Origin of the sequence: Bremerella sp. JC817 (assembly GCF_040718835.1) — a bacterium.
Classification (GTDB): Bacteria; Planctomycetota; Planctomycetia; order Pirellulales; family Pirellulaceae; genus Bremerella.
On sequence record NZ_JBFEFG010000241.1, the window covers coordinates 41,935 to 55,674 of the forward strand.

14 protein-coding genes are annotated in these 13,740 nt (G+C 55.6%); 8 read left to right on the top strand and 6 right to left on the bottom strand.

Going from position 1 to position 13,740, the window contains the following annotated elements:
- Positions 1–77: 77 nt before the first annotated feature.
- The 3 genes from AB1L30_RS02440 to AB1L30_RS02450 are packed head-to-tail and all read left to right on the top strand — an operon-like array spanning position 78 to position 2,052.
- The gene (locus tag AB1L30_RS02440) at positions 78–1,577 is read left to right on the top strand and encodes a TIGR04222 domain-containing membrane protein (protein ID WP_367011754.1); all 1,500 of its coding nucleotides are present in this window, start codon (positions 78–80) and stop codon (positions 1,575–1,577) included.
- A 16-nt stretch (positions 1,578–1,593) separates the two neighbouring features.
- Positions 1,594–1,791 carry a CPXCG motif-containing cysteine-rich protein gene (locus tag AB1L30_RS02445; RefSeq protein WP_345084127.1) on the top strand — a complete coding sequence of 66 codons (198 nt, stop codon included), beginning with the start codon at positions 1,594–1,596 and terminating at the stop codon, positions 1,789–1,791.
- Complete coding sequence (locus AB1L30_RS02450) at positions 1,792–2,052, top strand: hypothetical protein (protein ID WP_367011756.1); 261 nt, start codon at positions 1,792–1,794, stop codon at positions 2,050–2,052.
- 15 nt (positions 2,053–2,067) lie between these two features.
- Here AB1L30_RS02450 and AB1L30_RS02455 read toward each other — a convergent pair whose 3' ends face one another.
- The 3 genes from AB1L30_RS02455 to AB1L30_RS02465 form a co-directional block, all read right to left on the bottom strand.
- Positions 2,068–5,445: an efflux RND transporter permease subunit gene (locus tag AB1L30_RS02455; protein ID WP_367011757.1), complete on the bottom strand. Its 3,378-nt coding sequence runs from the start codon at positions 5,443–5,445 to the stop codon at positions 2,068–2,070.
- 81 nt (positions 5,446–5,526) lie between these two features.
- Positions 5,527–6,684: an efflux RND transporter periplasmic adaptor subunit gene (locus AB1L30_RS02460; protein WP_367011758.1), complete on the bottom strand. Its 1,158-nt coding sequence runs from the start codon at positions 6,682–6,684 to the stop codon at positions 5,527–5,529.
- Positions 6,685–6,761: 77 nt separating this feature from the next.
- Positions 6,762–7,349, bottom strand: coding sequence for a TetR family transcriptional regulator C-terminal domain-containing protein (locus AB1L30_RS02465; RefSeq protein WP_345084138.1), 588 nt, complete (start codon positions 7,347–7,349; stop codon positions 6,762–6,764).
- A 255-nt stretch (positions 7,350–7,604) separates the two neighbouring features.
- On the opposite strand from AB1L30_RS02465, the gene AB1L30_RS02470 reads away from it, so the two are divergent.
- On the top strand, positions 7,605–8,114 hold the full coding sequence (locus AB1L30_RS02470; protein WP_367011760.1) for a MarR family transcriptional regulator: 510 nt from the start codon (positions 7,605–7,607) through the stop codon (positions 8,112–8,114).
- A 40-nt stretch (positions 8,115–8,154) separates the two neighbouring features.
- On the opposite strand, the gene AB1L30_RS02475 is transcribed toward AB1L30_RS02470, so the two are convergent.
- The 3 genes from AB1L30_RS02475 to ectA form a co-directional block, all read right to left on the bottom strand.
- Positions 8,155–8,550, bottom strand: a complete 396-nt coding sequence (locus tag AB1L30_RS02475; RefSeq protein WP_367011761.1) for an ectoine synthase — start codon at positions 8,548–8,550, stop codon at positions 8,155–8,157.
- Between the two features lie 136 nt (positions 8,551–8,686).
- Entirely contained in the window at positions 8,687–9,967 is a 1,281-nt protein-coding gene (gene ectB / locus AB1L30_RS02480) for a diaminobutyrate--2-oxoglutarate transaminase (RefSeq protein WP_367011762.1), read from the bottom strand.
- Positions 9,968–9,975: 8 nt separating this feature from the next.
- Entirely contained in the window at positions 9,976–10,458 is a 483-nt protein-coding gene (gene ectA / locus AB1L30_RS02485; protein WP_367011763.1) for a diaminobutyrate acetyltransferase, read from the bottom strand.
- Between the two features lie 238 nt (positions 10,459–10,696).
- On the opposite strand from ectA, the gene ehuB reads away from it, so the two are divergent.
- From ehuB to ehuA, 4 genes are read left to right on the top strand one after another with little or no spacing between them, the layout of a single operon-like run.
- On the top strand, positions 10,697–11,602 hold the full coding sequence (gene ehuB, locus AB1L30_RS02490; protein WP_367011764.1) for an ectoine/hydroxyectoine ABC transporter substrate-binding protein EhuB: 906 nt from the start codon (positions 10,697–10,699) through the stop codon (positions 11,600–11,602).
- Positions 11,599–12,294 (top strand): ectoine/hydroxyectoine ABC transporter permease subunit EhuC, encoded by a 696-nt coding sequence (ehuC, locus tag AB1L30_RS02495; RefSeq protein WP_367011766.1) that lies wholly within the window; start codon positions 11,599–11,601, stop codon positions 12,292–12,294. The genes ehuB and ehuC overlap by 4 nt, the downstream gene beginning before the upstream one ends.
- Positions 12,295–12,297: 3 nt before the next feature.
- Positions 12,298–12,957, top strand: a complete 660-nt coding sequence (gene ehuD / locus AB1L30_RS02500) for an ectoine/hydroxyectoine ABC transporter permease subunit EhuD (protein WP_367011767.1) — start codon at positions 12,298–12,300, stop codon at positions 12,955–12,957.
- Entirely contained in the window at positions 12,954–13,733 is a 780-nt protein-coding gene (gene ehuA, locus AB1L30_RS02505; RefSeq protein WP_367011768.1) for an ectoine/hydroxyectoine ABC transporter ATP-binding protein EhuA, read from the top strand. The genes ehuD and ehuA overlap by 4 nt, the downstream gene beginning before the upstream one ends.
- Positions 13,734–13,740 lie beyond the last annotated feature (7 nt).

Consider the following 13,740-nt stretch of genomic DNA (forward strand, 5'->3'; position numbering starts at 1 on the left):
CGCCGATTGATCGGCAACTATTTGCCGCGTCTCGTCCGCCCAGGTTGCTTTCCAGAAGTACGCAAGGAATCGTCTCGATGGAAGCTGAAGCACAATCGCTCTGGCAGAAACTTTCAGAGTTCAAGTTCGACGAAGAAGGTACCACGCTGACCTTTGCTGCCCGGCTCGCTCGCGAGAATGGCTGGCGTTTAGGCTATGCCCAACGCGTCGTCGATGAATATCGCCGCTTCCTGCTGCTTTCGATGGTCGCCGGTCATGCGATCTCGCCCAGCGAAGCGGTCGATCAGGCCTGGCACCTGCATCTGACCTACACCAAAAGCTATTGGCAGAAACTGTGCGGTGAAGTTCTGCCACGGCCACTCCATCATTGCCCAACCCTGGGTGGCGAAGTTGAAACCGAGAAATTCGAGGACTGGTACACCAAGACACTCGAGAGCTACCGGAAGTTCTTTCAGGAAGAACCGCCAGCCGATATCTGGCCACCACCTGGCAAGCAGATGGAATCGGTCGTCGATAGCCGCTGGGTCAACGCGGCCGAGTTCTTCATCATTCCTCGCAACCCGTTGAAGTGGTTCACCATGGCAATGCTGCTGGTGGTTCCCATGCTGATGGTGGGGGGCTGCGCGGCAGATGCACCAGCCGGGCTCGCTCCGCTGGATTTCAATGCAAATTCATTCCTGACGTTTTTGGCCGTCGTCGGTGGTTTCGGTTTTGTCGTGGCGATCGTCATTCGTTTTTTCTATCCAATGCATGATCCAATGATTCCGATCGATGTCGAATCGAATTCGCGGAAGGTCTACCTCAGCCAGGGCCCGCAAGGTCTGGTTCTGGCGGTCATCGCCAAGCTGATGGAACAAGGTGTCCTGAAGATGACCGAAATCCCAGCCGGTTGGCTGAAAGGCAAGACATACCAACTTACCGTCGCAGGTCCCCTGCCGGACGATGCAACTTCGCTCGATCGTTTGATCTATGGATTGGCCCCGTCGAGCAAACCAGGTGAACTTGGCAAGTTGGTTGCGAAGGCGATTCCCTTAGCCAAAGAAGAAGGAGCATTACTGCAAGAGATGGGGCTATTGGAACCGAATCCGTGTGAACCGTTCGTTCGCCGCTGGGTTCCTTCCCTGACCATGCTGGCAATCACTGGCCTTTGCTTCGCCAAGCTGATTGTCGGATTCGACCGAGGAAAGCCGGTTGGGATTCTGCTAATCGTCGGGCTTGCTTCAGTCGTTATGGCATTTCTATTATTCCGAAGATCATTTCGCACGCCAAAAGGAGAGGAAGTGCTCAAGTCACTCCGAACCGAGCACGCGAAACTGAGCCCAGTCGCACGCAGCTCGGATCCATTATCGGCCGACGACGTGTTCCTTGCAGCCGGGATCTTCGGACTCTCGTACCTGTCTTATGGCGAGTACAATCGTCTTCAGGAAGAGGTCAAACGATCGCAGATGAATCACGGAGGATGCGGTGCTGCGTGTGGATCGAATGGCTGCGGAGGTAGCGGCTGTGGAAGCAGCGGGTGCGGATCAAGCTGTGGCGGCGGAGGATGTGGTGGTTGTGGAGGATGCGGGGGCAGCTAATCAAGGTTTTAAGGTGATGATGCAGACCGAAATCAATTACACCTGCAATGCATGTGGCGAAGAGATCGTGATACCGCTCGATGTCTCGCAAGGTCACGATCAGCAGTTTGTGGAAGACTGTCCTGTTTGTTGCCGACCCCATGTGATTCACGTGCAAGTCGACGACGACGGCGAAGCGACTGCCTGGGCCGAACCCGAGCAGGACTACGACTAAATGCATCATTCGATCAGCACGATCCTGACCGTACTGGCACTTCTGTTCGCGTTGATGTTCAGTTCGGTCACCTACGTCCCTGGCCACGAATCGGAACGAGAGGTGCTGATAACCATCATGGTCGTCTTCGCCATCGTCGCGAACTTACCGAAGGTCATTGCGATGGCCTGGCCGGTGACCAAAGAAGAGCAGCCCGAGACTGCCATGAAACGAACAGAGGACGATAAGGATAACCCCTATCGCCCTCCGGAAAGTTATTAACGAGGCGTCTTGGTATTAGACGTCCATCTCGACTTGCTGCGGCTTCCAGATGTCGAACAGTACGCTCAGCAGGACTGGCACCAGGAACATGGTGAAGACGGTCGACACGACCAGGCCACCCACCACCACTGCACCCAGTCCGCGGTAAAGTTCGCTACCAGAACCAGGCATCAGCACCAGCGGCAGCATACCACCGACCGAAGTCAGCGTGCTCATCAAAATCGGACGCACACGGCTTTCGACACTCTTGGAAATCGCTTCTCGTGGCGAAAGATCGCTGACGTCTTCCCCTTCTTCGCTTCGCCCTTGCAAGAAGTTGATGGTCTGATACACGATCAAAATCGCGTTGTTCACCACCACACCCGCCAGGATCACGAAGCCGAGAATCGTTAGCACGTCCATGTTCTGAATTGGCATGTAACGATCGCCCACGCTCCACTCGTGCACCAGTGCCAGGCCTGCGAAACCACCCAGCAATGCCAACGGCACGCTCACCATGATCACCAGCGGATAGGTCCAGCTTTGGAACAGCACGACCATCAGCAAGTAAACAATCGCCAAGGCCAAAAACAACGAACTTCCCAGCGTGCCCACCCAGGTTCCGTCACCCATCAGGGCTTCACGAATCTGAGCAAGCTGACCTGCCGAACCGGCCATTTGCATCTCGACATCCGGCGAGATCGCTCCCGCTTCGCGAAGCTCGTCCACCAAGGCCTCGACACTCGTAATCGCCTCTTGCAGAGGCAACCCTGGTGGAGGTGTGAACTGCAGCGTCACGGCACGTTGACGGTCGACGTGCTTGATCTGATCGGCTGCTTCCACATGTTCGCGATCGGCCAGACTTAACAAGTCGACAACAGCCCCCCCGGGCGTGGCCAATGGCGAATTGAACATCGCGTTGGTCGGGTCGCTTTGCAAGGCTTCGTTGTTGATGATCTTCAAGTCTTTCAACTCGCCACCGACGTCGAAGGCACGTGGCAACAAAATGCCGTCTCCATTCGCCGCAACCGCATACCCAACATCGCGACGCGTCATCTGCACATCCTGTAGACGTTCGTCATTCGGCGTGATCCGAATCTCTTGCGTCGGCAAGGCGAAGTTCGTTGGTTCCGGCGTGACCGAATATGGACCGTAGCCTTCGATCAGCTTCCCGAGCAAAGCGCCCGCCGAGCTACTCACACGATCGAGATCGTCCCCGATCAGGTCGATCTTGATGGCCGACCCAGTGGTACCACCAGTGCGGAACAGCGGCATCTGAAAGGCGAAGTTAATCACGCCAGGGGCGTTGTCGCCACCGGCGGCTTGCGTGAAGAGCGGCAGAGTATCAACGACCTTCTGCTTATCCTTCGAGATACCAACCTGAAAAACACGCCCGTCCCAAGCCACCAGGAAGTAATGCTCCAGTGGCGGCGGCAAGACCGTTTCTTCCGAGCCTGGCATCGCGATCGGCTGACGATTGTCTTCGCCATTCCATTCGTGTCCACGAACGACCGCTTCGGCACCAAACTTGTCGCCGGCAGCTTCCCAGGCGGGCTTGATGATGGTTTCCATCCGGTTGCCGATCTCCGACAACTGATCGACGTTGTACCCGGGAGGTGGAAGGAGCATGCCAAGCACGATGTTACGGTTACCGGTCGGCAGGTAATCGAGCGGCGGCACCAGGAACCAAATCCCGACGATCGTCGCCACGCCAAAACCACCAATCACCAGCAATCGCGTGAACCAGCTTCCGATCAACATGTAAACGGTACTGCCCACCATCGCTGGCACGTCGGTCAGCTTCATGAACATCGCCCAGACGCGTCCGCCGAACGATTTCGGCTTGGCGTTGGGGTTCTTCATGATGGCCGATTCCGAAGCATGCTCTTGAATCGCCTTCGCTTTAAGCCACTGACCCGCCGCGGAGGGAATCACCGTCGTCGAGACGACGTAACTCACACCCACCGCCGCCATAATCGCCAGAGCGATGTCACGGAAGAGCTGACCTGCTTGTTCTTCAATCAACAGGATCGGAAAAAACACCACCAACGTCGTCAACGTCGATGCCAACACCGCACCCGACACTTCTTGCGTGCCATCGACCGCGGCTCGTGTGGCGGACTTGCCCATTTCGATATGACGGAAGATGTTCTCGATCACCACGATCGCATTATCGACCACCATCCCAACCGCGAACGCCATGCCGGCGAGCGAGATGATGTTCATCGAACGGCCCATCGCCACCATGATCACCACGGCCACAATGGTCGAGATAGGAATGGCGATCGCGATAATCCCGATCGTACGGAGCGATCGCAAGAACAGCAGCAACGTCGCGATGGCCAACAGGCCACCCATAATAATATTACTTTCAACCAGGGCGATGGCGTCGACCACGTAGGTGGTGGCATCGTAGGTCTGGACAAGTTCCAGCGTGCCGTTGAGCCCCAGCCGCTTCGCTTCCTGCTCGAGCACGCCACCAGGTTTATTCAGCTCGGCGACTTCCGCGTTGATGCCATCCATCGTTTCCAGCAGGTTGCCGCCACTTTCCAACATGAAGTTGAAGAACGGCATCGTCTGGCCACGGGCACGAACCCACTCGGTCAGTTCTTTGTGCCCTTCCTCGACGGTGGCAACGTCGCGCAGATAGATCGGACCGGTCGCCTCGCGACGAATCACCAGATTCTCGACCCATTCGGCATCGCGAAAACGACCAACGCTACGGACACGAATGTCGCGTTTGCCTTCCGGCAGCTTACCACCAGAGAAGTTGCCGTTGTTGTATTGCAGTGCATTGACCAGTTCCTGGTAGGTGATCCCACGCTGGGCCAAGGCGAACGGATCGACACGAATCTGAACCTCGCGTTCACGTGCCCCGCGGATACCGACCTGCGACACGCCTGGGATACGTTCGAAGCGCGGTCGGAGGCGGCGTTCCATGAAGTCGTACAGAACCGTCGCGTCGAAGTTCGGATCGGTCGATGCCAGGCCAATCCAAGAGATATAGTCGACCGATTCCGGATCGAAATCCTCGACCTGCGGTTGATCGACTTCCGGTGGATATCCGGACACTTCCGAAAGCTTCTGATCGACTTCCGCCATCGCGTCATCGATGTTCGTTCCGGTCATGAATTCAAGACGAATCTGTCCGGAACCTGGCTGGCTGATGCTGGTCATCGAGACCAAACCAGAAAGATCGCCCAGTCGGCGTTCTTGTTGCTCGATCACGTCCGACTCAATCTCTTGAGCCGAAGCGTTCTCCCAATAGGTCATCACCGAGACGACGACCGAGTTCACCTCAGGCGTCATGCGGATTGGCATCCGCGTGAAGGCCAGCACACCGGCCATCAGGCTAAGGATCACCCCGACTGCGACCGTGATCGGTTGTCTGACCGCAAGTTGGATGAAGTTCATTACGTATTCCTAAGGTGGTTGTCTTATCGCAATTCGTGCGAAGGTGCTGCCAGAATCAGTCCTGGTCAGGCAAGCAAATAACTAGCGAGGCTGACCGGCGACATTCGCTGCCGTCTGGGTCTGATCTTCCGCCACATCGGTCACGGCGATCGGCATGCCGGGGAACAAGCGTTCGTTTCCTTCGACCACCACCATGTCACCTTCGGCCAACTGTGCCGACTCGATCACCGCCAGCGATCCCGTCTGGAACTTCACCGAGACCGGCGTACGAACGGCCGTCGGCCCTGCTTCGCCGGGGACCGCTTTAAACACGTAAGCCAGACCAGCCGAACGAATCAGCGCGTCCTTAGGCACTGTCAACGCAGGCTCGGCAGGACCTGTTGGCAACCAGGCTTCGACCGACATCCCAGGCGTCAGCATGGCATCGTCGGAGTCGATCGTCAGCACGTACTGGAAGGTACGCGTGCGAGGATGAACTTCATGAACGCGTTTGGCCGAAGCCGAAACGAACTTGCGATCCGAGCCTACAATCGTGACCGGCACATTTTGCGAATACTGCGAGACGATGCCTGCATAGCGTTCTGGAATTTCCAACCAGGCTTCGACAATCCCGGTCGAGACCAGCGTGACAAATGGCTCACCGGCACGGATCCATTCGCCTGGCTCGGTGTGTCGCATGATGACCTGACCGTCGTAAGGAGCACGCACGATCGTGTCGTCGAGCCGAACTTGTACCAGTTCCAGCTGACGACGGATTTCATCGAGACGGCGACGATCGGTATCGAGCTTGGCCTGAGCGATGGCCAGTTCCGTTTCGCTCCGTTCGTGCTGCTGCTTCGAGATGGCATTGTTGCGAATCAAGCTCGCCGAGCGATCCATGTCGAGATTCGCTTGCCGCAGTTCCGCTTCCCGCTGAGCGATCAACGCTTCGGCGGTTCCAAAAGCGGCTTCCATTTCCCCTTTTTGGGCTTCGAGTCGACGCGAGTCGATTCGAGCAATGACGTCACCCTTCTGGACGGTGGCACCTTCACGTACGGTGACTTCCAGAACACGACCATCTTCCAGAGCGGCGACGCTACCACGAGCGACCGCCTTCAAACTGCCCGTGAACCGATGATGTGGTTCAACCGATTGCTTGACCACCGGCATGGCACGTACCGCGGTGGGTGGCCCTTGCGCCAGGACGGGAGCCGTCATCAGCACGAGCCCCGCCATTGCGATCCCGAATTGTTTCGCCATCTTATCTAATTCCATATTTTGACGTTTTCTAGTAGACCAGTCGTCTTGTTATCGATGCCAGCCGACGGTGTGAAGTTTCACGCAGCCTGTTTCAGTAATACTTGGAATACAAAATGTAAGAAGAGGTTCACCGGTCGAATGTGATTATCTACCTGGACCCGCATCATGGCCCCCTCGAATGAGTAGGCAATGAATTCGGCCAGGCTTGCTGGATCGTGCTCTTCCGAGATCTCGCCCGCCTCTTGGGCTTCTCGCAAGCAATCGGCCATGATATCTCGCCACTGATGCCAGCCAACTTGCACGGCATTGCGTAGCGGTTCGCTAAGAGAAGACAACTCTAAAGCTAGCTTACAAATCAAGCATTCCTGCCGCAATTCCCGGGAATGGAAATCGTCGCGGGCCGAATAGAAGAATTTTTCTAATCGCTTCAGCGGAGTTAACTTAGGATCTGTTAAGGCTTGCCGAAGTTTCTGAGCGTTCTCGACCACCGACGCCTCGATTACCGCGACGCCCAGCTCTTCTTTGGACTTAAAAAAGTGATAGAACGAGCCTTTGGGAACCCCGGCGTCGGTCAGAATCTCGTTCAAACCGACCCCGTTGTAGCTCTTCGCAATCATCGCTTTGCGACCAGCTTCGATTATGTCGAGTTTTGTCTCGTGACCCACGTCCTGAATACCTGCCGTTCATAAGGGGGTGTTTCTGCGATATTAGACCAGTCGTCTAGTAGAGTCAAGATGTTGATTGCCGCAGGCCCCCCGGGCGTCTTACCTGCCAACAACTTTTGAATACTTACAAATAAACATCCCAAGACTTTGAGACGACTAAGTTCGCCGGTCCAAGGTATCGACATAAATCGAGTCGGGGGCTAGATTGTGGGGACTGCCTGGCTAAACGATCCTCCCGCACAAAATCTCTCGCCGATGGAAGAACAAGATCTCGTCGAACGAATGTTGCGGGCCATTCGTCGAGTCATTCTGAAGACCTCCCAATATTCGCGATCGCTCTCGCGAAACTCCGGTTTGACCCTTCCGCAGCTACTTTGCTTGCGGGCGATACGCGATCTGTCGAAAGAAAAAGACGAAGTCACCGCCGCCCAGGTTTCTGCCCGCGTCGGCCTCGCCGCGCCGACCGTCTCTCGAATTCTCGAGCGGATGGAACGTGCCCAGCTAATCGAACGGATTCGCAACAGTCCTGATCGCCGGCGTGTGCTGATTCACCTGACGGAAACAGGAACCCAGCGTCTGGCGGGCATTCCAACGCCGTTGCAAGAACAGTTCGTCAATCGCGTCACGTCGCTTGATGAAGAAGAGCAACGCCGCCTGGTGGCCTCGCTAGAGCAAGTCGTCGAATTGATGGAAGCCGCCGACCTGGATGCCGAACCTGTGATTTCTGCTGAATACGAACCACGAGAAGACCGTCGCGTTTCGTGACGACGGTCTGTGAGGTTCTTCGTTTGGCGGCAACGCCTGACTAGCTGGTGGCGTTAGCAGGTGCCGGATAAACGCCGTTCTCGTCGTGCACTTCATTACCAACGACCGCCGGATTGAAGACGCATACCATCCGGGTGTCGACATGGGCATGCAGCAGATGCTTGTCGTTCAGATTCAGCGCATAGACGGTGCCTGGCTTGATCTCGAACTTTTCGCCACTGGGGACGAGCTCGACAGTGGCATGCCCTTCAATACAGTAAACCGCCTCCAGATGGTTCTGGTAATGGATCGGCGTCGTGGTGCCTTCTCGCAAGATTGTATCGTGCAGGGAAAAGCCCATGCCATCGCCTGCCAACAGCAAGCGGCGGCTGTTCCAGTTGCCACCTTCAACGTCGGCGTCGGTACCTTGAATATCAGTCAAACTTCGAACGAGCATTGGATATCTCCTATCTAAATCGCAGGACCTATTCGCCCTGGACACATCTAAAGAAAAAGGGCCTCTACATTTGCAGAGGCCCCGCTTGAAGCCATTTCATATGCCGCCTTACCGGCGACAGGTTCCGCAGGGGAACCTACGACTTGGCTGTCACAGGCGGTTTGGATGCCGACTGCGGCTTAAGATTTTCGTGGACCGATTCGGTGAGAATCGCCAAGCCTTCCTTGAGTGCATCGTATTCGATGGTCAGTGGCGGCAAGACCTTCAACACTTCGTCGTCAGGACCGGCGGTTTCGACAATCAAACCACGACCGAAGGCTGATTTCGAAATCTTCCCCGCGACCGAATGATCCGGGAATTCAATCCCTTGAATCATGCCGCGACCTCGGACACTTCCGTCGTAACGGTCGGCCAGATCGAGAAAGGTCTCTTTGATCATCCGTGCTTTTTCGTGCACTTCCTTCGAGAGACGGTCATCTCGCCAATAGGCTTCGAGCGCCGCTGCGGCAGTGACGAACGCGGGATTGTGACCACGGAACGTACCGTTGTGCTCGCCAGGATGGAAGGCGTCGAACTCTGGCTTCATCAGCACCATCGCCAGTGGCAAACCGTAACCGGAAAGCGACTTCGACAGACAGACAATGTCTGGCTTGATGTCGGCGAATTCAAAGCTGAAGAACGGACCCGTTCGACCGCAACCGACCTGGATATCATCCAAAATCAGCATTGCGCCAGAGCTCTTCGCCAGTTCGGCAATGCGACGTAGCCACGTCTTGGAAGCGACATTCACGCCACCTTCCGCCTGGACAGTTTCCAAAATGAAGGCCGCTGGCTTGTCGATACCGCTGCTATTATCCGCCAGGTAGTTTTCGATCATCGAGATCGTATCGGTCTCGGCGTCGAAGTAATCGCAGAATGGCATGTGGGTCGTGTCGTGCAACGAAACACCAGCACCGGCACGTTTGCCGGAGTTCCCAGTAATTGCCAACGAACCAAGCGTCATGCCGTGAAAACCGTTGGTAAACGAAACCACGTTGCGACGGCCAGTGACCTTACGAGCCAACTTGAGTGCGCTTTCGACGGCGTTGGTTCCCGTTGGTCCAGGGAACATCACCTTGTAGTCCATCCCGCGAGGGGCGAAAAGCACATCCTGCATCGACTGCAGCAAACGCTTCTTAGCGACAGTGGTCATATCCAGGGCGTGCGTAATGCCGTCCCCTTCGATGTATTCAATCAACGCTCTCTTCAGCGTTTCGTTATTGTGCCCATAGTTCAACGAGCCTGCACCGGCAAAAAAGTCGATGTACGACTTGCCGTTTTCATCGATGATCAGGTGATCCTTGGCTGTCTTGAACGTGGTGGGGAACGAACGACAGTAACTACGAACGTTTGATTCCATTCGGTCAATAATATTCATGGTCTCTTTCAATTGGGGCCAATGGGGCCGACCCGACAAAGTTCTTCCGGGTCATGGGAGAAGTTTCCAAAGTGTTCCGCGAGGAAGTACGGCGTAAAGCCGATTTCCGTTTCGAGGGAACGCGCCAGGGCATCAAAGAGCCGGCGAGAAGGCTGGTTGCCAGGCGTAATTGTCGCCTCGACCCACTCGAGCCTCTGTCCGGGAAACTGAGCAATCAATGCTTCAAGCATTCGCTTGGCTAAGCCCTGGCGTCTCGCTTCCGGTGCGACGACGACTTGCCAAACGAATAAAGAAGTTGGCCTGTCAGGCGGGGTGTAACCGGTGACAAAGCCAACCACAGATCCATTGTGTTCCGCCACCACACAGGTGTCGGCGAAGTCTTGGCACAACAGCAAATAGAGATAACACGAGTTGTCATCAATCTCCTCGCTGTTGGCGACCAGTTGACGAAGTTGTGCGCCATCTTCGACGCGTGGTTTCCGGACAATCATCCGGCCAAGTGACCTCCGTTAAAGTGAACACGGAATGCCCACACCACCCTGGTGAGGGAAGCTCCGATCATATCTTACGCTTAAAAATTACTGCAGCAATGGTTGCTGCCGCAACTAATTAGCTTTAGACTTTAGCACATCGACTTCAGGAGATCAACGTCCCAACAACTGTTTTGACGGCCGACTCACTGAAGACACAACATATCTACATGAAATAAGTTACGATTACCACACATCAATGTTTGATGAAAATAAGTCGGAAATCACGCTAACTGGCGTATCAGCACTGCTAATAATAGCAGCAGCTTGCGGCGTCATTTTCTGGCAAGCCACCCAATCGGTAACAAATGAAGAGCCGACGCTCGACCGAATCGAGCGAACGCGAACAATCCGCATCGGATTTGCGAACGAAGCCCCTTATGGCTACCTGGACACTTCGACTGGCCAGGTTACCGGCGAGGCTCCCGAAGTTGCGAAAGCCATCCTGGAGCAGATTGGGGTGACCAATGTTCAGCCGATCGTGGCGGACTTTGGCTCGCTCATTCCGGGCCTGAAAGCAAAGCGGTTCGATATGATCGCTGCCGGGATGTATATCACGCCGGAGCGAGGGCTCGAGATCTCGTTTTCCAATCCAACCTATGGGATTGGAGAGTCATTCATCGTCAAAGCTGGTAACCCGCTTGATCTGCACAGCTATGAAGACATCCTCGATCACCCTGACGCCAAGATCGGCGTGATGGGAGGAAGCGTCGAGCAAGGTTACGCCAAGAAGCTTGGGATCGACGCGCGACAGATTGCCGTCTACTCCGACTACGCCAGCGCCCTGCTGGGACTCAAAGGAGACCAGATCGATGCCGTCGCCGCGACCGATCTGACGGTCAACGATCTGCTGGCCAAGCAAGCCAGTGACGAGATCGAAAAGGCCCAGCCCTTCAGCGACCCGGTTATCGATGGCCAGGAAATTCGTGGATATGGGGCATTTGGCTTTCGCCAGGAAGATGTCGCCATCCGCGAACGCTTTAACGAAGAGCTGGCAAAGTTCATCGGGTCGCCAGAGCACCTGCAGCTGGTCAAACCATTTGGTTTTGACGAATCGACTCTGCCTGGAAACAAGACTGCCAAGGAACTGACACAAACACCGTGAGTGAACTTCTCTCGAATATCGAAAACCTTCCGCCCCCTTTTGATTTGCTTCCGTTCTTACTGCAAGGACTGCATATCACCGTGATCCTCGCCGCCGGTGGCAGCCTGGTGGCCATTGTGCTGTCGGTGTTGTTTGGTGTTTGGAGCAAATCGAAAGATCCGATCCTGCGTTGGCTCAGCTCGATCTATATCACGCTGTTTCGCGGAGCGAGCGCCCTGATCTTGCTCTACTGGTTCTACTTCGCATTACCGGAACTGACGAACATCCGCCTCGACGCGATCACCACCGGCATCCTCGTCTTGGGGGCAAATGTTGGAGCCTACGGTGCCGAGGTCGTTCGAGCGAGTCTCGATTCGGTACCCAAAGGGCAGTACCAGGCCGCGGCAGCTTTAAACCTGAATCGCTGGCAGACCATGCGTTACGTGATCTTCCCGCAAGCTGTGCTCAGCATGATCCCGCCGTTCGGCAACTTGATGATCGAACTGCTGAAAGGGACCGCCCTGGTTTCAACGATCACCGTCACCGACCTGACGCTGCAAGGCAAGTTTCTGCGAGACGATACGCATCGTTCGTTTGAGATCTTTGGCCTTCTGCTCATTATCTATTTCCTGCTGTCGATCTGTATCACCGGTGCTTTCCGTCTTTTGGAACGTCGCCTCTCGCATGGTCGCGACTACGGTGGAGGACAGTAACCAATGTGGAAATGGGAAGTTGTCTGGCAGGTCATGCCACACATCTTAAGTGGCCTGGTTGTCACGCTGGAAGCGGTTGCCGGAGGCATGGTCTTGGCTTTGATCCTCGGCTTGCTGTGGGCCGTATTGCGACGATCAAAGCAGCGTTGGCTCAGTTGGCCGACGTGGGGCGTGGTCGAGTTCATTCGATCGACGCCGCTGCTGGTGCAGTTATTTTTCGTCTACTTCGTGATGATCGACATGGTTGGTCGCGGGCTGTCACCGCTGATGACCGGAATTGTCGTGCTCGGTGTGCATTACAGCTGCTACACGGCGGAAGTCTATCGCGCAGGCCTCGATGGTGTCGCGAAGGGACAGTGGAATGCCGCGAAGGCTCTGAATCTGACGCCCTTGCAGACCTATCGCTACGTGATTCTGCCCCAGGCCATCCCGCCGATTCTGCCGAATCTGGGGAACTACCTGATCGCCATGCTGAAGGAAGCCCCGCTCCTTTCCACGATCACTGTGCTGGAAGTATTGAACGAGGCGAAGATCTTCGGCAACGAACATTACCGCTACCTGGAACCTTTAACGATCGTAGGTGTGCTCTTCATTTTCCTCAGTCTGCTGGCCGGACTGTCAGTGGAATGGCTACGCAAACGCACCGCGGCAATGACGTCATGAACGAAACACCTCCACAGCTTCGAGTCCGCGACCTGCAGAAGTCTTACGGTAACAATGCCGTCTTGCGCGGGCTGAACGTCGACATCCAAGCAGGCGAAAAGATCGCCATCATCGGTCCCAGCGGTTCTGGCAAAAGTACCTTGCTGCGCATCTTGATGACGCTCGAGGCACCGAATTCCGGCGACATTCAAATCGATGGCGAATCGATATGGACCATGCCCAATGGCGACGGCAATAAGCCAGCCGATGAAGCCCATATGCGGCGGATGCGATCGCGACTGGGAATGGTGTTCCAGCACTTCTTCCTCTTTCCGCATCTTTCAGTCCGGCAAAACTTAACCCTGGCACCACGACTGGTGAATCACGTCACTTCGGAAATCGCCGACGAGACTGCCATGCAATTGCTGGAGATGGTCGGTATGGAAACCAAAACCGACGCCTTCCCGGCCCAGCTTTCCGGCGGGCAGAAACAGCGCGTGGCGATTGCCCGGGCCCTGGCCATGCAGCCAGACATTATGCTGTTCGACGAAGTCACCTCGGCACTCGATCCCGAACTGGTGCACGAAGTGCTGGCGGTGCTGCGAAAACTGGCGTCCGCAAGTGATATGACGATGCTGCTGGTTACCCACGAAATGAATTTCGCTCGTGAAATTGCCGACCGCGTGCTGTTCTTCGATAGCGGCGTCATTCTGGAAGATGGTCCGCCGGAAGAGATCTTCACCAATCCGACCCATCAACGAACCCAAGAGTTTCTCAAGACCGTACTGGAAGCCTAAGTCCGAA

Bases quoted from the DNA above. Each gene is read 5' to 3' on its own strand.
- ehuA (WP_367011768.1), top strand. From the start codon at position 12,954: ATGAACGAAACACCTCCACAGCTTCGAGTCCGCGACCTGCAGAAGTCT.
- AB1L30_RS02440 (WP_367011754.1), top strand. From the start codon at position 78: ATGGAAGCTGAAGCACAATCGCTCTGGCAGAAACTTTCAGAGTTCAAG.
- ehuB (WP_367011764.1), top strand. From the start codon at position 10,697: ATGTTTGATGAAAATAAGTCGGAAATCACGCTAACTGGCGTATCAGCA.
- ehuD (WP_367011767.1), top strand. From the start codon at position 12,298: ATGTGGAAATGGGAAGTTGTCTGGCAGGTCATGCCACACATCTTAAGT.
- ectB (WP_367011762.1), bottom strand. From the start codon at position 9,967: ATGAATATTATTGACCGAATGGAATCAAACGTTCGTAGTTACTGTCGT.
- AB1L30_RS02470 (WP_367011760.1), top strand. From the start codon at position 7,605: ATGGAAGAACAAGATCTCGTCGAACGAATGTTGCGGGCCATTCGTCGA.
- AB1L30_RS02475 (WP_367011761.1), bottom strand. From the start codon at position 8,550: ATGCTCGTTCGAAGTTTGACTGATATTCAAGGTACCGACGCCGACGTT.
- AB1L30_RS02450 (WP_367011756.1), top strand. From the start codon at position 1,792: ATGCATCATTCGATCAGCACGATCCTGACCGTACTGGCACTTCTGTTC.
- AB1L30_RS02460 (WP_367011758.1), bottom strand. From the start codon at position 6,684: ATGGCGAAACAATTCGGGATCGCAATGGCGGGGCTCGTGCTGATGACG.
- AB1L30_RS02445 (WP_345084127.1), top strand. From the start codon at position 1,594: ATGATGCAGACCGAAATCAATTACACCTGCAATGCATGTGGCGAAGAG.
- ectA (WP_367011763.1), bottom strand. From the start codon at position 10,458: ATGATTGTCCGGAAACCACGCGTCGAAGATGGCGCACAACTTCGTCAA.
- AB1L30_RS02455 (WP_367011757.1), bottom strand. From the start codon at position 5,445: ATGAACTTCATCCAACTTGCGGTCAGACAACCGATCACGGTCGCAGTC.